General features: G+C 70.0%; 25 protein-coding genes. 12 read left to right on the plus strand and 13 right to left on the minus strand.

Annotated elements, in window-relative coordinates; all coding sequences use genetic code 11:
• Positions 1-59: 59 nt before the first annotated feature.
• On the minus strand, positions 60-293 hold the full coding sequence (locus ACIQWR_RS05370; protein ID WP_404005272.1) for a heavy-metal-associated domain-containing protein: 234 nt from the start codon (positions 291-293) through the stop codon (positions 60-62).
• 163 nt (positions 294-456) lie between these two features.
• Between ACIQWR_RS05370 and ACIQWR_RS05375 the strand changes: the two genes are divergently transcribed.
• The gene (locus tag ACIQWR_RS05375) at positions 457-1,701 is read left to right on the plus strand and encodes a cation:proton antiporter (protein ID WP_404005766.1); all 1,245 of its coding nucleotides are present in this window, start codon (positions 457-459) and stop codon (positions 1,699-1,701) included.
• On the opposite strand, the gene ACIQWR_RS05380 is transcribed toward ACIQWR_RS05375, so the two are convergent.
• Positions 1,679-2,464 (minus strand): TetR/AcrR family transcriptional regulator, encoded by a 786-nt coding sequence (locus ACIQWR_RS05380; RefSeq protein WP_404005273.1) that lies wholly within the window; start codon positions 2,462-2,464, stop codon positions 1,679-1,681. The genes ACIQWR_RS05375 and ACIQWR_RS05380 overlap by 23 nt on opposite strands.
• A 138-nt stretch (positions 2,465-2,602) precedes the next feature.
• On the opposite strand from ACIQWR_RS05380, the gene ACIQWR_RS05385 reads away from it, so the two are divergent.
• Entirely contained in the window at positions 2,603-4,894 is a 2,292-nt protein-coding gene (locus tag ACIQWR_RS05385) for an MMPL family transporter (protein WP_404005274.1), read from the plus strand.
• Positions 4,895-4,937: 43 nt separating this feature from the next.
• Here ACIQWR_RS05385 and ACIQWR_RS05390 read toward each other — a convergent pair whose 3' ends face one another.
• The 3 genes from ACIQWR_RS05390 to ACIQWR_RS05400 all read right to left on the minus strand — a co-directional run bounded on the left by ACIQWR_RS05390 (position 4,938) and on the right by ACIQWR_RS05400 (position 7,470).
• Complete coding sequence (locus tag ACIQWR_RS05390; RefSeq protein WP_354382447.1) at positions 4,938-5,138, minus strand: MerR family transcriptional regulator; 201 nt, start codon at positions 5,136-5,138, stop codon at positions 4,938-4,940.
• A 311-nt stretch (positions 5,139-5,449) separates the two neighbouring features.
• Positions 5,450-6,460 (minus strand): Gfo/Idh/MocA family protein, encoded by a 1,011-nt coding sequence (locus tag ACIQWR_RS05395; protein ID WP_404005276.1) that lies wholly within the window; start codon positions 6,458-6,460, stop codon positions 5,450-5,452.
• A gap of 95 nt (positions 6,461-6,555) precedes the next feature.
• Positions 6,556-7,470: a sugar phosphate isomerase/epimerase family protein gene (locus ACIQWR_RS05400; protein WP_404005277.1), complete on the minus strand. Its 915-nt coding sequence runs from the start codon at positions 7,468-7,470 to the stop codon at positions 6,556-6,558.
• Between the two features lie 224 nt (positions 7,471-7,694).
• On the opposite strand from ACIQWR_RS05400, the gene iolC reads away from it, so the two are divergent.
• The 10 genes from iolC to ACIQWR_RS05450 all read left to right on the plus strand — a co-directional run bounded on the left by iolC (position 7,695) and on the right by ACIQWR_RS05450 (position 16,114).
• Complete coding sequence (iolC, locus tag ACIQWR_RS05405) at positions 7,695-8,612, plus strand: 5-dehydro-2-deoxygluconokinase (RefSeq protein ID WP_404005768.1); 918 nt, start codon at positions 7,695-7,697, stop codon at positions 8,610-8,612.
• 14 nt (positions 8,613-8,626) lie between these two features.
• The gene (gene iolB, locus ACIQWR_RS05410; protein WP_404005278.1) at positions 8,627-9,523 is read left to right on the plus strand and encodes a 5-deoxy-glucuronate isomerase; all 897 of its coding nucleotides are present in this window, start codon (positions 8,627-8,629) and stop codon (positions 9,521-9,523) included.
• The gene (iolD, locus tag ACIQWR_RS05415; RefSeq protein WP_404005279.1) at positions 9,520-11,400 is read left to right on the plus strand and encodes a 3D-(3,5/4)-trihydroxycyclohexane-1,2-dione acylhydrolase (decyclizing); all 1,881 of its coding nucleotides are present in this window, start codon (positions 9,520-9,522) and stop codon (positions 11,398-11,400) included. Before iolB ends, iolD begins: the two co-directional genes overlap by 4 nt.
• Positions 11,401-11,411: 11 nt before the next feature.
• The gene (locus ACIQWR_RS05420) at positions 11,412-12,911 is read left to right on the plus strand and encodes a CoA-acylating methylmalonate-semialdehyde dehydrogenase (protein ID WP_404005280.1); all 1,500 of its coding nucleotides are present in this window, start codon (positions 11,412-11,414) and stop codon (positions 12,909-12,911) included.
• 214 nt (positions 12,912-13,125) lie between these two features.
• A complete protein-coding gene (locus tag ACIQWR_RS05425; RefSeq protein ID WP_404005282.1) occupies positions 13,126-13,293 on the plus strand; it encodes a hypothetical protein in 168 nt (55 codons plus the stop codon).
• Positions 13,274-13,798: a DUF6879 family protein gene (locus ACIQWR_RS05430; RefSeq protein WP_404005283.1), complete on the plus strand. Its 525-nt coding sequence runs from the start codon at positions 13,274-13,276 to the stop codon at positions 13,796-13,798. The genes ACIQWR_RS05425 and ACIQWR_RS05430 overlap by 20 nt, the downstream gene beginning before the upstream one ends.
• Before the next feature lie 18 nt (positions 13,799-13,816).
• The gene (locus tag ACIQWR_RS05435) at positions 13,817-14,665 is read left to right on the plus strand and encodes a DUF5753 domain-containing protein (protein ID WP_404005285.1); all 849 of its coding nucleotides are present in this window, start codon (positions 13,817-13,819) and stop codon (positions 14,663-14,665) included.
• A 303-nt stretch (positions 14,666-14,968) separates the two neighbouring features.
• The gene (locus ACIQWR_RS05440; RefSeq protein WP_404005286.1) at positions 14,969-15,112 is read left to right on the plus strand and encodes a hypothetical protein; all 144 of its coding nucleotides are present in this window, start codon (positions 14,969-14,971) and stop codon (positions 15,110-15,112) included.
• Between the two features lie 26 nt (positions 15,113-15,138).
• Complete coding sequence (locus ACIQWR_RS05445) at positions 15,139-15,579, plus strand: hypothetical protein (protein ID WP_404005288.1); 441 nt, start codon at positions 15,139-15,141, stop codon at positions 15,577-15,579.
• A gap of 103 nt (positions 15,580-15,682) precedes the next feature.
• Positions 15,683-16,114 (plus strand): hypothetical protein, encoded by a 432-nt coding sequence (locus ACIQWR_RS05450; RefSeq protein ID WP_404005289.1) that lies wholly within the window; start codon positions 15,683-15,685, stop codon positions 16,112-16,114.
• Between the two features lie 1,201 nt (positions 16,115-17,315).
• On the opposite strand, the gene ACIQWR_RS05455 is transcribed toward ACIQWR_RS05450, so the two are convergent.
• From ACIQWR_RS05455 to ACIQWR_RS05490, 8 genes are all read right to left on the minus strand, one after another.
• The gene (locus ACIQWR_RS05455) at positions 17,316-17,696 is read right to left on the minus strand and encodes a hypothetical protein (RefSeq protein ID WP_404005290.1); all 381 of its coding nucleotides are present in this window, start codon (positions 17,694-17,696) and stop codon (positions 17,316-17,318) included.
• Between the two features lie 70 nt (positions 17,697-17,766).
• A complete protein-coding gene (locus tag ACIQWR_RS05460; protein WP_404005292.1) occupies positions 17,767-18,651 on the minus strand; it encodes a P22 phage major capsid protein family protein in 885 nt (294 codons plus the stop codon).
• Between the two features lie 100 nt (positions 18,652-18,751).
• Positions 18,752-18,970, minus strand: a complete 219-nt coding sequence (locus ACIQWR_RS05465) for a hypothetical protein (RefSeq protein ID WP_404005294.1) — start codon at positions 18,968-18,970, stop codon at positions 18,752-18,754.
• Positions 18,971-19,520: 550 nt separating this feature from the next.
• A complete protein-coding gene (locus ACIQWR_RS05470; protein ID WP_404005296.1) occupies positions 19,521-19,922 on the minus strand; it encodes a helix-turn-helix domain-containing protein in 402 nt (133 codons plus the stop codon).
• A 565-nt stretch (positions 19,923-20,487) separates the two neighbouring features.
• Positions 20,488-22,206 carry a recombinase family protein gene (locus ACIQWR_RS05475; protein WP_404005298.1) on the minus strand — a complete coding sequence of 573 codons (1,719 nt, stop codon included), beginning with the start codon at positions 22,204-22,206 and terminating at the stop codon, positions 20,488-20,490.
• 214 nt (positions 22,207-22,420) lie between these two features.
• On the minus strand, positions 22,421-22,990 hold the full coding sequence (locus tag ACIQWR_RS05480) for a histidine phosphatase family protein (RefSeq protein WP_404005299.1): 570 nt from the start codon (positions 22,988-22,990) through the stop codon (positions 22,421-22,423).
• Positions 22,991-23,081: 91 nt separating this feature from the next.
• On the minus strand, positions 23,082-24,248 hold the full coding sequence (locus tag ACIQWR_RS05485) for a hypothetical protein (protein WP_404005300.1): 1,167 nt from the start codon (positions 24,246-24,248) through the stop codon (positions 23,082-23,084).
• A gap of 60 nt (positions 24,249-24,308) precedes the next feature.
• A complete protein-coding gene (locus ACIQWR_RS05490) occupies positions 24,309-25,415 on the minus strand; it encodes a WxL protein peptidoglycan domain-containing protein (RefSeq protein WP_404005301.1) in 1,107 nt (368 codons plus the stop codon).
• Positions 25,416-25,584: the final 169 nt, after the last annotated feature.

Below are 25,584 nucleotides of genomic sequence, written 5' to 3' on the forward strand. Positions count from 1 at the left end.
GGCGGGGTGCTGCGGAGGAGGAGGGGGTCGGCGGGCCCGGGCCCGCCGACCCCGGGGGATCAGGCCTGGCCCGCGTACACGTATCCGGCCTCGTCGACCGCGGCGCGCACGTCGTCCTCGCCGAGCGGGCCGGCCGAGACCACGGTGACCTCGCCGGCCGCGGCGACGGCCTTGACCGAGCTGACGCCGGGCAGGGCGCTCAGTTCGGCGGTCACGGCGCCTTCGCAGTGCCCGCAGGTCATGCCGGTCACCCGGTAGACGGTGGTGGTCTGGGTGTCCGTCTCGGCGCTCATGTCGTTCTCCTCTTCGGGGGCGTGTCCGGTCGCCGGCGGGCGGTGGATCCCTCCACCCTCCTGCCGATGACTCCAGACTATACCCCTAGGGGGTATCGAAGCGAGCGTCGACGCCCGCGATCACCGGTGGACACGACGCGTTCACCGTATGTAAATGGCAGGTATGTCCGCTTCGGGAAGTCTCACGCTGATCCTGATCATGTCGATCGCGGTGGTGGCCCCCCTGCTCGCGTACGGCGTGTCCCGGTGGGTGTCGGTGCCCCTGGTGATCTTCGAGATCCTGCTCGGCGTGCTGGTGGGGCCCGACGTGCTGGGATGGGCGGAGCCGGGCCCGGTGATCGACGTGCTCGGGCAGCTCGGCCTGGCGATGCTGATGTTCCTCGCGGGGTACGAGATCCAGTTCGACCGGATCGGCGGCGCCACCCTCAGACGCTCCGGCGGGGCCTGGTTGATCGCCCTGGCCCTGGGGCTGACGGCGGGCACCCTGCTCGCGCACGGCGGCGGTTTCGACAAGGGCGTCTACGTCGGCACCGCGCTGACCAGCACCGCCCTCGGCACGGTGCTGCCGGTGCTGCGCGACGCGGGCGACCTGCGGGGCCGGTTCGGCTCCGTGGTGATGGCCATGGGGGCGATCGGCGAGTTCGGGCCGGTCATCGCCATGGCCCTGCTGCTCAGCGGGCGGGCGCCGGGGCGCTCCGCGGCCCTGCTGGTGGCCTTCGGGGTGCTCACGGCCGCCGCCGTGTTCTGGGCGCTGCGGCCGAAGGCGACCTGGCTCTCCCGGGTCATCGCCAAGACGCTGGACAGCAGCGCGCAGTTCGCGGTGCGCCTGGTGATGCTGCTGTTGGTGGCGATGCTGGGGCTGGCGCAGGCGCTGGGCCTGGACGTGCTGCTCGGGGCGTTCGCCGCCGGCCTGATCACCCGGCTGGTCCTGCAGGGGGCCGCGCCCGAGAGCAGCGGCCTGGTGCTCTCCAAGGTGGAGGCGATGGGCTTCGGCTTCCTGGTGCCGCTGTTCTTCGTGCTCACCGGGGTCCAGTTCGACCTGAAGGCCCTGCTCGGAGGTGGGCGGGTGCTGCTCCTGCTGCCCGTGTTCCTGCTGTTGTTCCTGGTGGTGCGCGGGCTGCCGATCTGGTGGCTGGCGCCGCGCGACCTCGGGCGGCGGGACCGGGCGGCGCTGGTGCTGCTCGGGTCGACGGCGCTGCCGCTGGTGGTCGCGATCACCACGCTCGGGGTGCAGGACGGCATGGTGGAGCCGGGCGAGGCGGCGGCGCTGGTGGGGGCCGGGATGGTCTCCGTGCTGGTCTTCCCGCTGCTGGCGCTGCGGCTGCGGTCGGGTGGGGGCGCGGGGGCGGGAGCGCGCGCGGCCGGTCGGGAGGGGCGGGCGCGGGTCAGCGAGGGGGAGTCGTGGTGACCATCGGCTCCAGGTAGCGCAGCAGTACGCTCTTCAGCTCGGCCACGTAGGCCTCGCGCTCGGCGCCCTCGGTGGCCAGCACCAGGTCGAGGGCCGACTTGAAGATGCCCAGCACCATGTTGGAGACGTGGGTGAGCTGGTCGGGGGTGAACTCCGGGGCGAAGCTGCTCAGCACGCCCTCGACCCGGGCCAGCAGGCCGGTGTGCAGCTCCTCGTGCTCCTGGGTCATGCCGGGGACCCCCGAGCCGTGCATGAGGGCCCAGAAGGCCGGGTTCTCGCAGTTGAAGGCGATGACCGGGTCCAGGACCGCGTCGAGCAGCTCGGGCAGCGGCTTGACCAGGTTCTCGGGCAGGAAGGCCTGGCCGTGCATGTCGTGGGCGCGCTTGAGGAGCTCGCCGCCCAGCTCGACGGCGATGGCCTCCTTGTTCGGGAAGAACTGGTAGAGCGTGCCGGGGGAGACCCCGGCCTCGCGCGCGATGGCGTTGGTGCTCGCCGCGGCGTAGCCGGTGCGGCAGAACACCCCCGCGGCGGCGGCCAGGAGCTGCGCGATCCGGCGCTCGCCGCGGGCCTGGCGGCGGCGCGGGGCGGGCTCGGCGGCGGGGTCGGCGGCGAGCGCGGGCGATGCCTTGCGCGCGGCCTTCGCGGTCTTGGCGGCGGTCCTGGTGGCGGTCTTGGCAGTGCTCGTGCTCGTGGCCTTGGCCCTGGTCGTGGCCGCGGCCAGGGCCTTCGGTGCGGCGCCTCCGGGCGCGGATGTTTCCGGCATGTCGGGCACTTCGCTCCCGTTCCTTCCCGAGGGTGATTGACAAACACGAGCTGTCGCTCGCATTCTGTGGGAACGCGAGCGACTGCTCGTGTTTGCCAGTCTAGCTTCTGGCAATCACGGTGAAGGGGACACCGAGACATGTCCGAAGTCAAGAAACCATCAGTTCGAGGGCAGCGGACGGGGGTCGGGACCGGGGCGGATGGCGCCCCTGGACCGAAGCTCGGGGGCTGGACGCGGTTCGTCACCGCGCGGCCGAGGCTCTCGCTCCTGGTCGCCCTCGTCCTGACGGCCCTGGCCGTGCTCGCGGGCAGCGGGGTCGCCGACCGGATGGGCAGCGGAGGCTGGCAGGACCCGGACGCCCGGTCCACCTACGCCACCAAGGCGCTGGAGCGCGAGTTCCCCGCCTCGCAGCCCAATCTGCTGCTGCTCGTGGACGCCGGAGCGGCCGGGGTGGACGATCCGGCCGTCGCCGCCGAGGCGGCCCGGCTGACCGAGCGGCTCGCCGCGGAGCAGGGGATAGCCGGGGTCGGCTCGTACTGGCAGAGCCATCTGCCCGCGCTGCGCTCCGAGGACGGGCACCAGGCCCTGATCGCCGCCCGCGTGGAGGGGGACGAGAAGACCACGGCCGAGGTGCTCGACCGGATCGCCCCGGGACTGCGCGGGGCGCACGGACCGGTCCAGGTCTCCCTCGGCGGGCCCGTGGCCGTGCAGCGCGAGATCACCAGCACCATCCAGGAGGACCTGCTCCGGGCCGAGCTGATCGCCCTGCCCCTCACCCTGATCCTGCTGGTCCTGGTCTTCGGCAGCGCGGTGGCCGCCGTCCTGCCGCTCGGCATCGGCATCGTCGCGATCCTCGGGACCAACGCGGTCCTGCGCGGGCTCACCGAGATCACCGACGTCTCCGTCTTCGCCCAGAACCTCACCACGGCCCTGGGGCTCGGACTCGCCATCGACTACGCCCTGTTCATCGTCCGGCGCTTCCGCGAGGAACTCGCGGCCGGTCGGGAGCCGAAGGAGGCGGTGGGGGTCACCCTGCGCACCGCGGGGCGGACGGTGCTGTTCTCGGCGCTGACGGTCGCGGTGTCGCTCTCGGCGATGATGTTCTTCCCGATGTACTTCCTGCGCTCCTTCGCCTACGCCGGGGTCGCGGTGGTGCTGCTCGCGGCGGCCGCCGCGCTGATCCTGCTGCCCGCGGCGCTCGTGCTGCTGGGCGAGCGGGTCAACTCCCTGGACCTGCGGGCGCTGTGGCGGCGCGGGCGCCGGACGCCGGCCGCGGAGGGCCGGGGCTGGGCGCGCGGAGCCGCGTTGGTGATGCGGCGGGCGCCGGTCTTCGCGGTGGTCACCACCGCCGGGCTGCTGCTGCTCGGCCTCCCCTTCCTCGGGGTGAAGTTCGGCACCGTGGACGACCGGCAGCTGCCGGCCACCGCCGCTTCGCACGTGGTCCAGCAGAAGATCCGGGACGACTTCCCGGGCGGTCCCGCGGCGCAGCTCGTCGTGTTCGCCGAGGGTCCGGCCGACGCCTCCGCGTACGGCGCCTACCGGAGCCGGTTGAGCGCGCTGCCCGGCGTGGTCCGGGTCGACGGGCCGGTGGGCTCGGGACCCGGTGGGAGCGCCGGGCGGTACGCCTACTTCTCGGTGGTCGGCGAGGGCGAGGCGGTGGGGCAGCAGGCCCAGGACCTGGTCGGTGAGGTCCGCGCGGTGGACGCGGGCTTCAAGACCTCCGTCACCGGGCAGGCGGCCGTCCTGGTCGACGCGCAGGACGCGATAGGCAAGCAACTGCCGTGGGCGCTCGCCCTGGTCGTCCTGGCCACGCTGTTGCTCGTCTTCCTGCTCACCGGGAGCCTGCTGATACCGCTCCAGGCGGTGCTGCTCAACGCGCTCAGCCTGACCGCGATGTTCGGTGCGGTGGTGTGGGTCTTCCAGGACGGCAACCTCTCGGGGCTGCTCTCCTTCACCTCCACCGGGGACATCGAGACCACCCTGCCGGTGCTGATGTTCTCGATCGCCTTCGGGCTCTCCATGGATTACGGGGTGTTCCTCATATCCCGGATCAAGGAGGAGTACGACCGCACCGGGGACCACGAGGGCGCGGTGCGGACCGGACTGGCCCGCACGGGCGGGTTGATCACCGCGGCTGCCGTGATCCTGGCGGTGGTGATGGTGGCCATCGGCACCTCGCGGGTGACCAACACCAAGATGCTGGGGCTCGGGATCGCGCTGGCCGTGCTGATGGACGCGATGGTGGTGCGCAGCCTGCTGGTCCCGGCGGTGATGAAGCTGACCGGACGGGCCACGTGGTGGGCCCCGGGACCGCTGCGCAGGCTGCACGACCGGTTCGGGCTGAGCGAGGGCGGGGACCCGAGCACGGAGCGGGAGGGCCCGCGGGAGCCGGAGGCCGAGCCCGTCGATCGGGTGCCTGTCGGGACGTAGGGTCCGGGCCGGGGTGGGGGCACCCCGGCCCGGGGGCGGGGGATCAGTCTTCGCGGCGGCCCCGGTTGCCGGGGCGTCGGGCGACCCAGGCGCGGATCGTGTCGGCGTACCAGAAGGGCTTGCCGACCTCGACGTGGTCGGGTGGGGGGAGCAGCCCGTGCTTGCGATAGGAGCGCACGGTGTCCGGCTGGACCTGGATGTGCGCGGCGATCTCCTTGTACGACCACAGCTTCCGGTCGGTCATCTGGGGCACCTCCTTGTCCACACCGCGGGGGCGGCCGGGAGGCCGTCGGGGGAGCCTGAGTGTGGACACTGACGATCACTCAAGGTTGTGCCCGGAGAACGACGCTCAGTGAGCCCAGGGGAGGGGCTGTCGTACGCCTGTGACGGAAGACCCGCGTAATGCGGACATGTGTGACGGGACCACGACCCCTGTGACAGAAGCGGCACAGGGGTCGGATGGGGCAAACGGGTTACGCACCCCGGCGGCGGCCCCCGGTGGAGGGGCGGGCGCTACGGGTACAGGGGTGACCGTTACCGGTACACGGGTGACCGTTACCGGTACAGGGGCGGGCGTTCCACCAGATCGACCACCGTCCGCGTCCCCGTCCGGGAGGCGGTGAGGCCCGCCTCCGAGACCGCCGCCGCCGCGTAGCCGTCCCAGGTGCCGGGCCCCTCGACCCGGCCCGCCGCGGCCGCGGCCACCCACCGGCGCAGCTGGCGGTCGTAGGCATCGGCGAAGCGCACGGTGAAGTCCTGGGCGATCTCGCCGCCCCAGCGCCCCCCGGCCTGCACCACCATCGCCTGGCCGTCACCGATCCGGGCGCTCCCCGCCTCGCCCACCGCTTCGCACTGCACCTGGTAGCCGAACCCGCAGTTGACGAAGATCTCCACGTCCACGATCGCGCCGCCCGAGGTCTCCAGCAGCACCAGGCGGGGATCGCGCAGGCCCTCGGGGGCCGCGCCCGACGGCGCCGGGGACAGCACGGTGACCGCGGTGATCTCCTGCCCCAGCAGCCAGCGGGCCGCGTCCACCTCGTGCACCACCGAGTCGGTGATCAGCATGTCGCTGGTGAAGAAGGACGGCGAGGAGGCGTTGCGGTGGCGGCAGTGCAGGAACAGCGGCCGTCCGATGCCCCCGGCGTCCAGCAGCTCCTTGAGGCGCTCGTACTCGGCGTCGTAGCGGCGCATGAAACCGACCTGCACGCGCCGGCGCCCCAGCCGTTGCTCGGCCTCCATGATGCGCAGCGCGCCCGCCGGGTCCGGGGTCAGCGGCTTCTCGCACAGGACCGGCAGGCCCAGCGCCAGGGCCTGGAGGACGGACTCCTCGTGGGCGGGCCCGGGCGAGGCGATCAGCACCGCGTCCACCCCGGGCGCGGCTATGGCGGCCGCCGGGTCGGTGTGGGCGCTCGCGCCCTCCAGCGCGGCCGCGACCTCCTTGACCCGGTCGCCGTCGGGGTCGGCCACGGCCACCACCCGCGCCCCGCCCACGGTCCGCCCGATCCGGCGGACGTGGTCGCTGCCCATCTTCCCGGTGCCGATGACGGCGATGCCGAGCGTGCTCATGCGCTACCTCTTCCAGGGTCCAGCGGGATCCGGGTCGGGATCGAGATCGGGGTCGGGGGTCGTGGCGTGCGGTGTGGCGGGTGGTCAACGGGCGGTCAACGGGCGCCGCAGGAGCGCAGGAAGGCGCGGGTGCGCCGGGCGATCGGCAACGGCCGATCCGGCGGGCACGGATACATGTCCTGCTCGACGATGGCGAAGAGGTCCACGCCGAGCCGCTGGGCCGCCGCCAGTACGGGCTCCAGCGCGGGCACCCCGGCCGGCGGCTCGCACATCACCCCGCGGGCCACGGCCGGACCGAAGGGCAGCTGCTCCGCGACGACTTCGGCGAGGATCCGGGGATCCACCTGCTTGAGGTGGAGGTAGCCGATGCGCTCCCCGAAGGTCTCGATCAGCTCGACGCTGTCGCCGCCGCAGTAGGCGTAGTGCCCGGTGTCCAGGCACAGCGAGACCGCTTCCGGATCGGTCGCGTCCAGGAACCGGGCCACGTTCTCCGGGGTGTCGATGTGGGTGTCGGCGTGCGGGTGGACCACGATCCGCAGCCCGTACCGCTCGCGCACCTCACGGCCCAGCCGTTCGGTCTGGCCGGCCAGTTCGCGCCATTGCGGCGCGGTCAGGTTCCGGTCCTCCAGGACCGCCCCCGTCTTGTCGTCCCGCCAGAAGGAGGGGATGACCACCAGGTGCTCCGCGCCCATCGCCTGGGTCAGGGCGGCGATCCGCGACACGTGCTCCCAGGTCTGCTCCCAGACGGCGGGCCCGTGATGGAGTCCGGTGAAGACCGTGCCGGCCGAGACCTTGAGCCCGCGCCTGCCGGTCTCCTCGGCGAGCCGCGCGGGATCGGTGGGCAGGTAGCCGTAGGGGCCCAACTCGATCCACTCGTAGCCGGAGTCCGCGACCTCGTCGAGGAAGCGTGACCAGCCGGTCTGCCGGGGATCCTCGGGGAACCACACACCCCAGGAGTCCGGAGCCGAACCGATGCGGATACGGGTCAACGCGGGTGGGGATGACGTCATGACGACACCTTAGGGTGCGACGCTCAAGGGGACGGGCAAGTGTGCCCGGTAGAGGACGCGAGACGCGAGGACAACGGGGTGGACGGGCCCGGTTGCAGAGCCCGGCCGGAGCGCCGGACGAGGAGCAGGGAGGACCGCGGGTGACCACCGCCCCCGACGACCAGCGCGAGCAGCGCGAGCTGAGAGACCCGGACGACCGACAGGATCCGTTCGACGTGATCACGATGGGGCGGATCGGGGTGGACCTCTACCCCCTGAGGACCGGCGTGCGGCTGGCCGAGGCCGATACCTTCGGCAAGTTCCTCGGTGGCTCGCCGACCAACGTCGCGGTCGCCGCCGCCCGGCTCGGGCGGCGCACCGCCGTGATCACCCGGACCGGGGCCGACCCCTTCGGCGACTACCTGCGCGAGGAACTGCGCGGATTCGGCGTGGACGACCGCTGGGTCACCGAGGTCGCCGCCTACCCGACCCCCGTGACCTTCTGCGAGATCTTCCCGCCCGACCACTTCCCCCTCTACTTCTACCGCCAGCCCAAGGCGCCCGACCTGGAGATCCACCCGGGCGAGCTCGACCTCGAAGCGGTGCGCGCCGCGCGGGTGTTCTGGATGACCGGCACCGGCCTGAGTGCCGAGCCCAGCCGGACCGCGACCCTGGCCGCGCTGGAGGCCCGGGCCAAGTCCGGGACCACCGTCTTCGACCTCGACTGGCGGCCGATGCTGTGGTCCTCCGAGCCGCGGCCCTGGTACGAGCGGGCGCTGGCCGCTGCCACGGTGGCCGTCGGGAACACCGAGGAGTGCGCGATCGCCACCGGTGAGAGCGAGCCGTGGGCGGCGGCCCGGGCGCTGCTGGCCGCCGGGGTCGAGCTGGCGGTGGTCAAGCGGGGCCCGGAGGGGGTCCTGGCCGTCCACCGCGACGGCCGCGCGGTGCAGGCTCCGCCGGTGAAGGTGGAGGTGGTCAACGGCCTCGGCGCCGGGGACGCGTTCGGCGGCGCGTTGTGCCACGGGCTGCTCGGCGGCTGGGAGCTGGAGCGGGTGGTCCGCTTCGCGAACGCGGCGGGAGCCATCGTGGCGTCCCGGCTGGCGTGCTCCACGGCGATGCCGGTGGTCGACGAGGTCGAGGAGGTGCTCGCGTCGTGGCGGTGACGGGGACGTGGGGGATGGCGCACACGCAGCTGCGCGTACTGGACCTCCGACCGGGGGAGACGTACCCGCTGGACTGCGGCGACCACGAGTGGATCGTCCTGCCGCTGGCGGGAGCGTGCGCGGTCCGCAGTCACGGCGCGGGCGAGCGTGCGGTGCGGGTCTTCGAACTGCGGGGACGGACCGACGTGTTCGCGGGGGTGAGCGACTTCGTCTACCTGCCGCGTGACGGGCGCGCCGAGGTCCGTTCGGTCGGCGGGGGGCGGTTCGCGCTCGCCGGGGCCCGTGCCACGCGGAGGCTGACCGCGCGTCACGGACCGGCCGAGGGGGTGCCCGTAGAGCTGCGCGGTGCGGGCAACTGTTCACGGCAGGTCAACAACTTCGCCGCCGCGGACGTCTTCGCCTGCGACCGGCTGATCGCCGTCGAGGTGCTCACCCCCGGCGGGAACTGGTCCTCGTACCCGCCGCACAAGCACGACGAGCACCACCCCGGCGCCGAGTCGGAGCTGGAGGAGATCTACTACTACGAGATCGCCCCGCACGACGGCACCCCGGGCCTCGGCTACCAGCGTGTCAGCCCCTCCCCGGCCGGGAAGACCGACATCCTCACCGAGGTGAGGACCGGTGACGCCGTGCTGATCCCCGACGGCTGGCACGGGCCGTCCATCGCCGCGCCCGGGCACGACATGTACTACCTGAACGTGATGGCGGGCCCGGGGGAGACCCGGGAATGGCTCATCCGGGACCACCCCGACCACGGGTGGATCCGGGACACCTGGCCCGACCAGGCGGTCGACCCCCGACTCCCCTTCCCGACCACCACCACCGCCACCGCCACCGCCACCGCCACACCCGCACACGCACCGGCACCGGCACCCGCAGCCACCGCCGACCGAACGGAGGACGCCCGGTGAGCGATACCCGTCACCTCACCGTCGCGCAGGCCCTCGTGGCCTTCCTCGCCCGCCAGTTCACCGAGCGCGACGGCCGCCGCGCCCGCCTGATCTCCGCGACCTGGGGGATCTTCGGGCACGGCAACGTCGCCGGGATCGGACAGGCGCTGCTGGAGAGCGGGCCGGAGGCGATGCCCTTCCTCCAGGGCCGCAACGAGCAGGCGATGGTGCACGCCGCCGTCGGCTACGCCCGGCGCAGCGGCCGGCTCTCCGCGCACGCCGTCACCACCTCCATCGGCCCCGGCGCGACCAACCTCGTCACCGGAGCCGCCCTCGCCACGATCAACCGGATCCCGGTGCTCCTGCTCCCCGGGGACGCCTTCGCCACCCGGCCCGCCGATCCGGTGCTCCAACAGCTCGAAGTGCCCTGGGCCGGGGACGTGTCCGTCAACGACGCCCTGCGGCCCGTCTCGCGGTACTTCGACCGGATCACCCGGCCCGAGGCGCTGGTCCCGGCCGCGCTCCAGGCGATGCGCGTGCTCACGGACCCCGTCGCGACCGGCGCCGTCACCCTCGCGCTGCCGCAGGACGTCCAGGCGCAGGCGTGGGACTGGCCCGAGGAGTTCTTCGCCGAGCGCGTGTGGTCCGTACGCCGCCCACGGCCCGACCGCGCCGAGCTGGCGCGGGCCGCCGAGGCGGTACGGGCCGCCGCGCGCCCCCTGCTCATCGCGGGTGGCGGCATCCGCCACAGCGGGGCCGAAGCCGCCCTCGCGGCCTTCGCGGAAGCCACCGGCATCCCGGTCGCGGCCACCCAGGCGGGCAAGGGCGCCCTGCCCCACGGCCATCCCGCCGAGGTCGGCGGGGTCGGCCACACCGGCACCGACACCGCCGCCGAGCTGGCCCGGGAGGCCGATCTGGTCATCGCGGCCGGCACCCGGCTCACCGACTTCACCACCGCCTCCGCGACCCTCTTCCAGCATCCCGACGTCCGCTTCGTCGGGCTCAACCTCGACCCGTACGACGCCCACAAGCTCGCCGCCCACCCCCTGGTCGGCGACGCCCGCGAGAGCCTGGACGAGCTGCGCGGGGCACTGGCGGGCCACCGGGTCGCGCCGGAGTACGCCGCGCACTACACCCGCGCGAAGGAGCGCTGGGAGGCGCGCGTGGACCGCGCGTACGCCACCCCGGACGAGAGCGCCGTGCCGACCCAGGCGCAGGTGCTCGGCGTCCTCGACTCCCTGGTCACCGCCGACGACGTGATCGTGAACGCGGCCGGATCCCTCCCCGGTGACCTGCACAAGCTGTGGCGGGCCCGCTCGCCGCACCAGTACCACGTGGAGTACGGGTACTCCTGCATGGGCTACGAGATCCCGGCGGCGCTCGGGGTCGCCCTCGCCGCGCCCGGGGACCGGGTCTGGGCCCTGGTCGGCGACGGGACGTACCTGATGAACCCGACCGAGATCGTCACGGCCGTGCAGGAGCGCGTCCCGCTGCGCCTGGTCATCCTCGACAACCACGGCTACGCCTCCATCGGCGGTCTCTCGGGGGCCGTCGGCGGCGAGGGGTTCGGGACCGCCTACCGCTTCCGGGAGCCCGACGGTTCGTACGGCGGCGCGCCGCTCCCGCTGGACCTCGCGGCCAACGCGGCCTCCCTCGGGATGGCCGTCTTCCGCGCCCGCACCGTCGGTGACCTGCGGGAAGCCCTGACCGCGGCCCGCGCCGCGGACCGTCCCACATGTGTCTACGTGGAGACCCGAACGCCCGACACTGTGTCGGGCCCACCCCCTGCGGCGGCGTGGTGGGATGTTCCTGTGGCCGAGACCGCGACCCGTGCGTCGGCGGCCGGAGCCCGTGAAGAGTACGACCGGCAAGCCGCGCAGCGACGTCGCCATCTGTGAAGGAGCAAGGCATGAAGACCGTCAACCACTGGATCGGTGGCCAGACCGTCGAGGGCGCGTCGGGCAACTACGGCCCGGTCACCGACCCGGCCACCGGCGAGGTCACCACCCAGGTCGCGCTCGCCTCGGCCGAAGAGGTCGACGCGGCGGTACGGGTCGCCAAGGAGGCGTTCCTCTCCTGGGGCCAGTCCTCGCTGGCCGCCCGCACCAAGGTGCTGTTCGCCTACCGCGCGCTCCTCGACGCCAACCGCGACGCGATCGCCGAGCTGATCGTCGCCGAGCACGGCAAGGTGCACTCGGACGCGCTGGGCGAGGTCGCCCGCGGCCTGGAGATCGTCGAGCTGGCCTGCGGCATCACCACCCAGCTCAAGGGCGAGCTGTCCACCTCCGTCTCCAACCGGGTGGACGTCTCCTCGATCCGCCAGCCGATCGGCGTCGTCGCGGGCATCACCCCCTTCAACTTCCCGGCGATGGTGCCGATGTGGATGTTCCCGCTGGCCGTGGCCTGCGGAAACGCCTTCATCCTCAAGCCGAGCGAGAAGGACCCCTCGGCCGCCGTCAAGCTGGCCGAGCTGGCCACCGAGGCGGGTCTGCCGGCGGGCGTGCTGAACGTGGTCCACGGTGACAAGGTCGCCGTCGACGCGCTCCTCGCGCACCCCGACATCGCCGCCGTCTCCTTCGTCGGCTCCACGCCGATCGCCCGCCACATCCACACCACCGCCTCCGCCAACGGCAAGCGCGTGCAGGCCCTGGGCGGCGCCAAGAACCACATGCTCGTCCTCCCGGACGCCGACCTCGACGCGGCCGCCGACGCGGCGGTATCGGCGGCGTACGGCTCGGCCGGCGAGCGCTGCATGGCGATCTCCGCGGTCGTCGCGGTCGGCGCGATCGCCGACGAGCTGGTCGAGAAGATCCGCGAGCGCGCCGAGAAGATCAAGATCGGCCCCGGCAACGACCCCACCTCCGAGATGGGCCCGCTGATCACCGCGGCCCACCGCGACAAGGTCGCCTCCTACGTCACCGGCGCGGCCGCCCAGGGCGCGGACGTCGTCCTCGACGGCACCGGCTACACGGTCGAGGGCAACGAGAACGGCCACTGGATCGGCCTCTCGCTCCTCGACCACGTCTCCACCGACTCCGACGCCTACCGCGACGAGATCTTCGGCCCGGTCCTGTGCGTCCTGCGCACCGAGACCTACGAGGAGGGCCTCGCCCTCATCAACGCCTCGCCGTTCGGCAACGGCACCGCGATCTTCACCCGCGACGGCGGCGCCGCCCGCCGCTTCCAGCTGGAGGTCCAGGCGGGCATGGTCGGCGTGAACGTGCCGATCCCGGTCCCGGTCGGCTACCACTCCTTCGGTGGCTGGAAGGACTCGCTCTTCGGCGACCACCACATCTACGGCAACGACGGCATCCACTTCTACACCCGCGGCAAGGTCGTCACCACCCGCTGGCCCGACCCCTCCGAGGCCCCCTCCGGCGTCGACCTCGGCTTCCCGACGTCTCGATAATGCCTGACGCCTGACCCTCACCCCAAGCACAGGAGCCCTCGGCCACCCTCACCGGCCGGGGGTTTCTGCTGTTCCCGCCCCCTTGACCTGCCCGACCCCCGAGAGTGAGCTTGTGCAACCAGGCGCAACGCGCTCGACAGGGAGGGACACCATGGCCTTACGGTTCGTTGGTAAAGATCCAGAGTCTGGCGATCACGGATGCCCGGCCGTGTGGGTGGACGACGACCGCCGCATCCTCGTACAGGGGGCGCGGGCGGACACGGACACGCTCAGCCAGACCTCGGCTGACTCGCCCCAGGCTGACAACGAAGCCTTGATCATCCTTGAGCCCAGGATGATCCCGCTCCTCAAGGAGGCCATCCGTGTCGCAGAGTCTGACTGACTTCGCCGACCTCATTCGGTCGGTGCAGGTGTCAGCCGTGCATCTTGAGATGCGCGACACGTACGGCGTCGAGAACGAGATCAACGGGTTCGCAGCATGGAAGCAAGGCCACCGACTCAACCCGGACGACCGTGCTTCGTGGTGGCGCCCATGGCTCGACCTCGTGCAAGAGGTCACCGCCAAGGGTGTGGTCATTCGTAGGGCCCGTGTGGTCTCGGAGCCTGTCAGTGACTACATCGCATTCGAGCACTCCGGCACCTTCACCAACGTGGCCGCCGGTGAGCAGATCCGATGGTTGCCCCGCCGTCAGGCATCCGATCTTGCGTTGCCCGGCAATGACTGTTGGATCTTCGATGGCAAGCTCGTGCAGTTCAACATCTTCGACGGCGTCGGCACGTGGGTCCATACCGACCAGACCGACGACCCCGCCGTCGTTGAGCACTGCGTGACGGCGTTCGAAGCCGTGTGGGACCGCGCTGTCCCGCACGGGAAGTACACCGTCTGATCTCTGGCCGGTCAGTTCATGCCTTCCTCCCCGCTCTCCACAGCCCAAGCAGCACGGGCCGCCGTGGCCACCCGCCTGCAAGGACTCATGAAGGACGCTGGGCTCTCAGGGCATGACCTGGCCGTCCGGTGCGGCTGGCACAGAGCCAAGTCGTCCCGCATCGCCCGTGGCATCTCCTGGCCGTCCGATGCCGACATCCGGGCATGGTGTGCAGCCTGCGGGGCCGCAGACCAGGCAGCCGACATAATCGCCGCGTCCCGCAACGCCGAGTCGATGTACGTCGAGTGGAAGCAGATTCACCGCGACGGCATGCGCCGGGTGCACGAGCAGACCACCCCGCTCTACCAGCGGACCCGCTCATTTCGCGTCTACGCCTCGAACCTCGTACCGGGCATGCTCCAGACCGCCGGGTACACGACAGGGCTCCTCAAGGCCATCACGACCTTCCAGGGCACCCCCGACGACGTGGCCGACGCGGTAGCGGCTCGCCAACGCAGGTCACGGGTGCTGCGCGAGGGTGACCACCGGTTCGCCCTGCTCCTCGAAGAGACGGTTCTCTACTACCGCGTCAGCGACGACGAAGCCATGAGAGAGCAGCTCGAAGCGCTGCTAGGCGTGATGAGCCGGCCGAACGTGTCGCTCGGGATCATCCCCGCACGCGCCCGCCGGACCGTGTGGCCCTTGGAGGCGTTCTACGCCTTCGACGACCAGCAGGTAGCCGTAGAGACTCTCACCGCAGAGATCAACCTGACCACCCCCGGGGAGATCGGAACGTACCTCCGCGCCTTCGCAGACCTGTCCAGGATCGCCGTGCGCGGCACGTCGGCCCGCGACCTAATCGCCAAGGCCATCAACGCACTTGAGTGAAACCGTGCAACAGCTTGCAACAACGTGGAGACTCGCCCGCCCCCCTCTCTAGCTTCGTGAGTACACCGAGCTGCGCGGAGGCTGCGACATGGCAAGGGCAAGGGCACCGAAGAAGACCCCGGCTTACGACACGGGCGAGTGGGAGTACCTGACCTACGCCCCGACGGGGGAAAGGTGCTCTGCCTGTAGTCACAGGTTGGGGTCGATGGAGCCTGTCCGCCGCCGCTCCGTCGACAGGGTTTCCGGGCCGCCCGCCACCGTCTACCGGCACGCCGACGACTGCCCGGCCGGGGCCGTGGCGGCGTGAGACGCCTCCCGGAGTACATGACCCCGGAGGAGCGGCGCGAGCGCGCCTGGCGGTCCTACCGCGCCCGGAACCGAGAGGAGGTGAAGCCGATGACCGACCCCGGAGACAAGGAGAAGTTCCCGCCCCCACCTGCCGCGTGACCCCTACAACCCCTTAGGAGGTACGCATGACGACCATGCTGGAATCCCCCGTCGCCTTACGGCACGGGCGGGACCTGGTCAGTCCCGAGCTGTTCGAGAAGGTCTCTCAGTTCTGCGCCGAGGAGTACGGACACGAGCTGTCCACCGCGCGCAGGATCGTGGACCAGGCCCTTGCCTTCCTCAAGGTCATGGGCGACACCCGCGCATTCGACATGACCCCGTCGGACGCCGTTGACCCCGGCTGGCACTCGTTCGTTCTCCACACGCAGGCATACGCCGCCTGGTGTGACGAACAGTTCGGGTTCTTCCTGGGGCACGAGCCCAAGGCCACTGTCCGCACGCGCCCGCTGATCGGCTCCGTGGTGGACCGCGTCAGGGCTGCCGGGTTCCACGTCGATGACCGGCTGTGGGGCTCCGCGAAGGAGTGCAACCCCCCTGCCTGCTGCGGCGACGGCGACGGCTGCTAGCCGCAAGCTCCCCCGCAGGACTGCGGCACTGAACCACCCGTGAACGGAACGGTCCGGGCGTGGCTAAGGCGCCCGGACCGTCACAGAGCCAAGGGTTCCATCAATGAGCAGCAATGACGAGGGCCTCTCCGGAACCGGCAGGGTCACCGTGTTCGCCATGTTCGGCGTGGTCTTCGGGTACACCACCCATCACCTTGACGAGCGGCATATCGGAGAGGTGGCCGTCGTCGGCCCCCTGACTCCCGGGGTGGAGTGGCCACGGTTGTGGCAGATGGCGCGCACCTGCGGAAAACCGACTGCCAAGGATGCCGAGCTAGCCCAATGGGTTCTGACGCAAGCAACCCGCTCGTTCGTCTGCGGTAGCGACCGCATCGCCCAGTTCAACCGGCAGGGCTGGAAGCTTGAGCCCGGCGGCAAGCGGGTCACCTTTGAGGCGACCTACGCCCACCGCGATCACCTCTGGACCGGCAACATGACCGTGGACGGCCTCACCCCGGACCAGGTAGCCGAGCAGCCCACCATCTACACCGCCTAGCTGCAATGAGTTGAGGCTCTGACGGCCTCAAACCTCCAGGTCACCGATCCGCCGGCATCAGTCAACTGGACAAAGAAAAAGGCCCCGACCTCCCCTTAGGGTGGTACTCAAAGCGCTCCGGGATGCTTTTGCTCACGCTTCCTCGCTCTGGCAGCCTTCCGTTTCCCCGCCGCTGCCTCCTGGCCGGTCTTCTGGGCATGGTGCCAGCGGCACAGAACGTGACCGTTCGCCGCGATGCTCCGGCCACCCTGGGACAAGGGTCTGATGTGGTCCACCGCATCGCCTGCCGCATAGCAGGGCAGGCCAGTGTCATACCGGACGTGCTGACAGAGTCCGTGGTCCCGTGTCCAGACGGCCCGGCGGACATGCTCCGGCCAGTCGCCCGGACGAGCACCGGAACGGTTTCCCCAACGGTGACCGCTTGCGGTGCCGGAGTTGTGGCTACTCATCCGGCACCCCCAAGGCACAGCTAGTGCAGCGCAGCTTGGGGCGCTGCCAGCGAGCGTTTCCGTGCTTGGCACTGTGGCACCACTCGAAGCCCCCAGACGGCGCGAACGTCACCTCTCGCTCCCGCTGTCTGCGCCGGTGGCCAAGCAACTCGTCCGACCTCTTCGGAACCGGTCCTCTACGACCCATAAGGCCGCTCCTTTCTGTGTGGTCTGAGTCACGAACTATCGAGAACCCGTACAGGGGGACCACCGGGGCTCATGTTGGAAACCCGGGCTCGATGCCGCCTGCTATCACGTCCCGGTCAGGATTCAAATCGATCATGGGGACACCCCCCACCCCTATCGCGACCCTTTGCGCGAAGCTTTAGCCGAATGTCAAATGTTTAAGCTGCTTTTTCTGCTTTGGTTTCTCACACTCTTTAAGCGAAAGCTTTTCGTTTGATTGAGCGTTTGTGTGCGCTTATGCATTCACTGCGTGCACGTGTAGTGCAGTGTGTATAGGGGCCTGTGCGTGAGGCCCTTATGCGAGGGCCCCAATGCATGGGCTGTGCTTAAGGTAGCCAGTGGCTTAGCGCTTATGTCTAAGCGAGTGATTACTCAAGTGCATGTGTTTGTGTGTGTGCACCCCTTGCGGGGGGTGCCTATGGGGCACCTAGCGGGAGGGGTTAGGAAAGCCCTGTGAGGGGTTTCCTGTGCGGGGTCGGTATCTACAGTGCGCCTGGATGCGGTCGGGCCTTAATAGCCCGTACAGCTCATCGGCCCATACTCCGAAGCACCCCTACCGCGTCAAAACCCTTGCGGGTGGGTGTGGGATCGAGTCCACCGGTACCAATTAGGGGCTCGAAGCGTGCGCGGATACTAGCCATTCGCTGAGCATCGGCTTCAAGAGCCTCTGGGGTATCACCCTCGATCAGATCGGCAATGTCTTTGCCGTACCGGTCTGCCAGTTTCATACGGGCAAGCTCGACGCGGAGTGAAGCATTGTCTGCTTCAAGGCTACCGACAGACGCCTCGGGGGTATCGTCTACAGGTGCAGATTCTTCTACCGCAGGAATGGGGTCAGTGTTACTAACGTCATCGTCTCCAGTCTCCCCGGTAAGCAAATCCTTCGGGGTAGGGATGCTGTCTCCCATAACTCTCCTCCTTGGTACTAGCGCAAGCCGAAGGGGCCACCCCCTCACGGGTGGCCCCAGGTTATTAGGCTTACTTGAGCTTGAAAGCGATCATTCGCTCGGCATCGAGTACGGACGATCCACAAAGACTATCCACGGTCGAAATCTCAGCCTTAGTGTTGGGGTCGTACGAGTGCGTGATTCGCAGGCCGTAGCGGTCACCGGGGTGGACGCTCGCATACGAGCGTGTACCCATCGACGGCTCCGGGACGCGGACGGCGAGAGCCATGGCGTCACGGTGATAAGCAACCATGCCGTTAATGTGCGGAGAAACCACAACATCAAAGCCGAAGAGGTTGCCAAGTATCGCGTTACGCAACCCCTCGGAGTCACCGGCTTCATTCACCTTCTGAAGATGCGGAGTGTCCAGAAGGAGGCGCTGCACGTCCGGGCCAACGGCCACGAAGCGGAAGCGCGGGTTAATCTCTCGGCGAGTGAACTCGGACGCGGCCCACGTGAGGGCCTTGACGACATGGCCGGCCTTGCCCGGCTCCGCAGCCGGGTCAATAACCTGGTTAGCCGCGTCAGTCTTAACGGCGTCGGTTGCCTTGTTCATGAGAGTGGCAAGGTTCTTTTCCGTATACCGGGCTACAGCCTCAGTCTGCGGAAGCAGAACCTGCTTAGCGAACGACGTCACGTCGAGAGTGGCCTCACGGGTGGTTAGCTTGGTTGCATCGGTCGGCTCATCCGAAAGCTTGACCTGAACGGCACCCTCGTTAACATCCACGAATTCGGTAGTGCCGTTGAAGTTCTTAGCGGTGCGACGCTTAGGAATGCGGACGCGGACAGAGTCGCCCTTGCCGCCCGTGAACCCCTTCTCCGCGTCTCGGTGAACGGTCTCACCGAGAACGCTCTGATGGAAGAGAAGCTCGATAGCGGAAGCTACGATCTGATCGGTTTCGAATGCGTTAGCCATATGATGACTCCTTGATTGAGCCCTAGGTGGACATAAGAAAGGGAGCCCTTAGAGGCTCCCTAGTTGTCAACGACCCTGTTGTCTAAGGGTCGCTAAGTCTTTAGTGGGTGCGCTTCCCTTCAAGGATGCGCTTGACCATTGCAGTGATTAGCGGTTCCTCGGCGCGGCTACGGTTAAGGCGGGCAAAGGTGTCCCGGAATGCCCTGCCGAGCTGCTCGTCTGAGATGAGCGCGATATCGACAGACGTGAGCCGCACACGTCGAGTGGAACATGTGCCCTGATACTTGGCGGCACGGTCCTTAATGGTGATCTCAAACATAGGCAGTCTCCTTAAGGGTGGTCTTTGCGACAGGTTCGGCACGGCCGGTAGGTCAGGGCATTAACCATCCGGCGACCGCATCCGCCGGAACAGTAGACGTACGTCTGAAACCCGGAATCGCTGTACGCCGATATTTTGACCGTTCCGGGCGGGGTGAGTCTCCAGACACCTGAACTGCTCAGGCGGTCACTCACGGGCTCCACAGCCCCCTTGACGGGGGCCTCCAGAGCGTTCCACCCGTTAGCGGCGGCCGGGTAAGGGAAGCTGTCTACCGTGGCAGCGCACAAACGACACGGTGGGTTGATTCGAGAGAATCCGAGCTGATGGCCGTAAGCGGCTTGTCCAGCACATCCCTGGCAGATGCCGGCCCGCACATACAGGGCCTTAGCCTGTTCCCACCGGCGAGCCTGCCGCAGGCTCTCGGGGGCTTCCATAGGGATAGCCATCACTTACGCTCCTTAGTCTTGATGTACTTTTCGATCCGACGGAGCCTAAGCAGCGCCTCACGCTCTTTAGGCGACAGCTCCCAAAGAGGAGTCTTCAGGTCCATCTAGATCGGCCCCCTATCGGCGAGAGCATCAATATCGGATTCGACGACAGACAACGGAACGTTAAGCGTCCCGGCAACCTCTTCAAGTGGTAGCCCTTGCTCGATAGTCAGGGCGCGGACGGAGGCACGGCGGGACTCAGGCTCTGGGGCAACCTCATGCCGTCCTCGCGTCGGGGCCTCAGTCGTAAGCACGTGGTCGCGACCTTCGAAAAGGTCGCGGGGGTGAAGGGCGTAATGCTCGGCAAGCGCCATCAGGTGCTTAGCCGTCGGCTCGGACTTCCCGCGCTCCCATTCCGAGTAGCGGCCCTGAGAAACGTTCAGCGCCGTGGCTAGCTGAGCCTGTGTGCACTGACGGCGGGTTTGGCGAAGATGCTTGAGGTACGCGTGATCAAAGGTCAGCACAACACAGCCTCCTGTATCCGTGATCGGTTAATTATGGGCAAATGAAGATGCCCCCGGCGTCTCACGACGAGCGGGGGCTGTCATCCTCAATACGCACCGGCAAGCACCCTGAGGAAAGGTCTTCTACGCGAGGGCTACCCACCCGCACCGGTAGTCGGGAACAACGACGTGATGGTCGGCCCGGACGTTCTCGCTCCGGAAACCTTGACTCATTGCCTAGGTCTCAGAAGAGGCCATGTGCAACCCCTCCCACGCGCTTTTCTCGCGCGTTGCAGTAACCGAGCGATGAGCGAGGTTACGTCCGTGAGTGCAGCCCTTTGAGGGGCTGCTTAACCCTGGTTAGTAGTAGAGCCCCTTAGGGGGCTCTTTAACCGGTTGGGTTGTTCGGTCGGTCAGTCGGTCGCTTCGCTCCCTCCTTCCCTCCCTCACTAGGTACATAGATGGGGGATTTCTGTTTCACCCACGTGAGCCGCTGTGATGGTGGCCACAAGCGTGGCTGCCAGACGGATCGCTGCGGGTACGACGAAGGCCCCTCCGGAGAGGGGCCTTCGACCACTACGGCTCGTCAGTTACTGGCGGGGGCGCGCTGCTCCTGCGCCCACCTCAATGCGTTCTCCCGGAACCCCGGCGGGAACACGGTCACGATGACCGGCGAGCCAGGGGCGGGCATGTCGTCCGTCTGCCGGATCACCATGGACCGCATGCCGATCGACCTCAGCCAGTGGCCCCGATCGGCATACTCCAGCGTGGCCCAGAACTCGCGAATCGTCATGCCTGACGGCTCCTCGCGGACCTCTGCCTTGCGGGACGGCATGGCCTCCAGAGCGGCCTTGCGGTCCTCCAGGCGCCCCATCATCCGCCGGTACCGCTCCGCCCCGTCAGGACCCTTGTAGAGCCCGTGCTCGTACCGGTCGTCCTCAAGATCGCGGATCGACTCGATGACCTCGGCCAGCTCGGCCGCATGATCTTCCCCGGGGATGACGACCCGATGGGTGTGAGGGAGGTCCCCGACCACGTCCATGAACGTGGCCTCGAACCCTGACTCGATCTCGTCTGCCCGGAAGTTCTTCCCGTCCAGGCAGTCTAGGTAGGTCTTGCACCTGTAGTAGCGGGTGGTCTTCTCGCGCTTCGTCGACGCCTGCCCGTAGATCGGGTGAGAGAACGGGTTCACGGCGTCGCCCTGTGCGGACAGTGCCACGGCCCGAGCTACCGCCGCGTGAACCTCGGCGAACGTCGATTCTGCTGTAATGCCGGCCGCGTGATAGCCGCAGAAGCCCACCTGCCGAAGCATGTAACTCGTGTACTTCGAGCGGGACATGCCCGGCTTGGCGCGCTGCACGGCCAAGAGGTCTTGCAGCTGGCGGAAAGCAGCTGGGTCCACGATCGGGATGGCCACCTGCAACGGCCTGCCATCCTCACCCCGGACAGTCTCCGTCTTGACCGCCTTGCCGTTCGCGTCCCTCTCCGTGGCGTGAGTGGTCTGGCCGATCAACGCCACGTTGGTCAGGATGCGGCGCAGGCCAGAGACATCCCACGGGGCGCCCTTGGGTTCCTTGGGCGTCTGCCGCTTCGTAAGGGCGTAGTCCCAGGGGGACAGGACCCGGCGGGACGTGAGGTCCCGGCACACGTTCGTCAGGGAGTCCCCGCCAAGCATGCGGGCAACGATCTCGACCACCGTTGCAGCCGACACCGGATCGGGTTCAAGGTGGTAGCCCTTCCCCTCCGGGTTGGGCTCCAGCCATACCCCGCAGTCAGCGCACTTGCTGGCTTCCGTCCGGGGGACGTTCTTGGTCTTCTGGTAGCCGTAGGGCGGGGTACCCCCAGCCCACCGGCCGTGCCGCCGCAGGAAGCGGCGGGAGCGTGTAACCCGCTTCTTGATCTTGTCTAGCTCGGTAGCGGCCTGCACAGCCTTGCCCTGGGCGATCCATCGGCCCATGGGGGTGCTGATGTCGAACGAGGGGTCATCGAGGACGACCAGGCCCTTACCCCAGTCGAGCACGTTGCCGACGAACGCATTGAAGTGGCGGTCATCGCGAGACAGCCGGTCTTGGGTGGAGACGACAAGCGTGTCCCACGCTTCACGGCCTACCTCGGTCAGGTGCTTGCCGAGCTTCGGCCGGTCGGGGAGATCGACCGAACCGGAGACGGTCCGGTCCTCCACCTCGGCCGCGACGGCGTGGCCGTTGCCGAGTGCCCAAGCTCGCATCTCTTCTAGCTGGGCTTCGACGCTGTTCGAGTGGTCTTTGTCGTCTGAGATTCGGGCGGTGAGTAGTACGCGCGCCATGATCAGCACTCTCCGCCGGGACGGCAGGCTCCGCATCTTGTGATGCGGTATTCCGGTGACCTCCGGTTCCCCCGCAACCACTGACCGACCCCGCCCGGCCCCCGGCCGAGCAGCAGCCCACCCCCGGCCAACCCTCACCGGCCGGGGGTTCCTGCTGTTCGGGGCGGGGCGTCGCCCGGATGGACATCGCCCGCGCGGTCGTGGGCGGTCGCCGCTACGGCACGTTCCACCCGAGGACGACGGGCAGCCCGTGCTCGTAGCCCAGTGTGTTGATCGTTCCCGGATGCGGGTGCCCGAACTGCCGGGCGCTCGACGGGTCGAGCCCGAGCCAGCGTGCGGCGAGGATGCGTGACAGGTGGCCGTGTGCGACGACGGCCACGTCGCCCTCGTCCAGCCGCGGCCGGACCCGGCCGAGGAAGGCGTCGACCCGCACGGCCACCTGCCCGAGGTCCTCGCCCGCGTCCACGCCGTCACGCCACAGCTCCCAGCCGGGCTCGCGCTCCTGGATCTGCTCGGCGGTCAGCCCCTCGTAGCGGCCGTAGTCCCACTCGATCAGGTCGGCGTCGGCTTCCGCGCCGCTCAGCCCCGCCAGCTCGGCCGTCCGGACGGCGCGGGTCAGGGGGCTGCTGTAGACGGCGACCCACTCCCGTCCGGCCAGTCGAGGCGCGAGCGCACGCGCCGCTTCCTCCCCCGCCCCGGTCAGCGGCAGGTCGGTGCGGCCGGCGTGCCGGCCGGTCCGGCTCCACGCGGTCTCGCCGTGCCTGATCACGATCAACTCGCCCATGGCGGAGGAACGTATCCCACGCCGCGCACCAGGGGAACGGTGCCTGACGGGGCACTGGACCCCCTCTCCCGGACCGTCGGTCGCGGAGGCGTCAGCTGGTGGGCCAGAGGTCTTCGGGGGCGGTGCGGCTCCAGGTGGCGTCGCCGTGGGCGTAGCCCGGGACCACGCGGTAGGTGACCCGGGGGTTGCCGGCCGCGCGGATGAGGTCCGCGCCGCGGGGGTGGTCGCCGCGGCCGTGTTCCGTGTTGAGCCAGAGCACCTCCGCACGGATCCGGTCCCAGGCGATGGCGTACGTCGCGTCGTCGCCCGCCCAGATCGCGCTCAGGTCGCGCAGCAGGGCCACCGGGATCAGGCCGCTGCCCAGGGCGGCGGTGGCCGCGTGCCATGCCGCGAGCGGGGTGTGGGTCAGGGCGAAGCGGTCCTCGGCCGGTGTGGCACCGAAGGCGTAGCTGCCGGCGGCGTGGCCCCGGGCGTAGATCCAGTTCGCCGGGCCGGGCAGCTCGGCGGTGCGGATCAGGGCGAAGTGGGCCAGGCCCGCGTGGGTGAAGCGGAGCGTCGGGTCCGGCGGCCACGGCACGGCGGAGGCGCCCTCCGGATCCGTCACGGCCCGGGAGACCAGCCCCGCCAGCCCGGGATCGCTCGCGTGCGTGCCCGCCGCGAGCTGGGCGGCGTACGCGTCCCGGGTCGCGGCGGCCCGGGCGGCGTCCGGGCCGGTCAGCGGGCCGGTCGTGTCCAGGGCGAGGACGCGCCGCAGCCGGGGCGAGGGGTCGTGGGCGGCCGCGTCGAGGGCGAGGGCGGCCCCGGCCGAGTGCCCGGCGAGCCCCCACCCGGCGCTGACGTCACCGGGCCGGGCCGCGTCCTCGCGCGGGGTGACCCCGACGACGAGGTGGCCCTGTCGGCGCAGGTGGTGGGCGAGGCCCTGCTCGCCCGGGGCGAGGAACCCGGCGGCGAAGTTCAGGCCGCCGCCCGGCAGCAGGTACGCGATCGAGTGCGGGGCCCGATCGGTGTCGGCGAGCACGTCCACGGTGAACGGGACGGTGGTCCCGCCGCCGGTGGCCGGGTCGCCGTCGAAGAGCGGGAGGGTCAGGCGCAGGAAGCCGCGGCCGGGGAGGTGGGCGGCGGTGCCCGTGCTCAAGGTGCGCTCGATCAGGGTCAGCAGGGCCGGGCCCGCCGCCGTGTCCGTGTCCGTGGCCGGAGGGACGACCGCGACCGCGGCCGTGTCCGTGGCCGTCCGGTCGGCGGGCTGCTGTCGGTCCATGGAAGTGCCTCCCCGTAGCGGTGGCGGGCGAGCGCCGCCACCTGGGGACACCCTTCATGATCAGCGGGTTTCAGCCAAGTCCCCTGCTGTTTCCGGAAGTTCCCCGTCCGTACGGCGCCGTCGGCGCAGCACCCAGGTCGCGCCGCCGGCCCCCAGCAGGACGAGCGCCGCGCCCGCCGCCGGCCAGGGCACGGCGAGGAACTCCGCCCCGCCGGTCGTGGTCAGGTCCGGGTACAGCGCGGAGCCGGCCGTCACCTTGACGGTGACCCAGTCCAACTGGGGCGCGTCCGGCCACGGTTCGCTCAGCTCGATGCGCTGGCCCGGCAGCAGGGTCAGCCGCAGCTCGCGCCCCGGGCGGGACAGCACGTCCCGGCCGAAGAGGCCCTCGGCGCTCACCGCCACCTTCGGCTCGATCACCACGTTGCCCCGGTTGACCAGCGTGTACGTGATGGTGGCCGGCGCGTCGTGCACCCACGGCAGCAGGGGCGCGTCCCGGTGGACCCGTACGTCCTCGACGCTCAGGCCGGGGGTCAGTGGCCCCGGCACGCGGAAGTAGAGCCGGGCGCCGACCGAGCGCTTCACCCCGACCTGGACCTTGCCCTCCTTCTGGACCCCCTCCACCTCGGTGTTGAGGGCGACGATCCCGCCGACGTGGTCGCCCGGCGTCGCGTCCTCGGGGACCTTCACGGTGAACGGGATGTCCTTGCGGCCCTTGGCGGGGACGGTGACGGTGGCCGTGTCCTTGGGCAGCGCGAGCCAGGTGCCCACGTCCTTGGGCTTCGTCTCGACGGGCAGCAGCGCGAAGGCGCCACCGGCCGGGGTGTTCACGGCATCGGTGGCGAAGACCTGGAAGGTCAGGTCCTTGGTGGAGGAGTTGAGGATCGTCACGCTGTCGCTCACCGCGGTCCCGGCCGCGCCCTGGTGGAAGAAGTACGCCCGGTCGGTCATCGCCGCGCCCGCCGGGGGCGTCGGGAAGACGCCCCAGGTGCCGTTCTCGGCGGCGTGCGCGGTCCCGGCGGGCAGGAGCAGGCCGGCCAGCGGCAGCAGCAGGCCGAGGAGCGGCAGGAGCAGCCCGCGGAGCCGAGCGGCGCGGGAGCGGCCCCGCGGGCCGCCGTGCCGACGATCGGGAGGGGTGTTTCGGCCGGGCGGGCAGGTGCGGGAGCGCATGGTCGGGTCTCCAGACGTGACGGGAACGGGAAGGGTGGTGGGGGGGCGGGGCGGCCCCCCCCCCCCCCGGGCCCGCCGGGGGGCCCCCCCCCCCCCCCCCCCCCCCCCGCCCCGCGCGGCCCGGACCCGGGCCCGACTCCCCGCGCGTCCCCCGCCCCCCCCCCGGCCA

This window comes from Streptomyces sp. NPDC098789 (assembly GCF_044759975.1).
Lineage (GTDB): Bacteria > Actinomycetota > Actinomycetes > Streptomycetales > Streptomycetaceae > Streptomyces.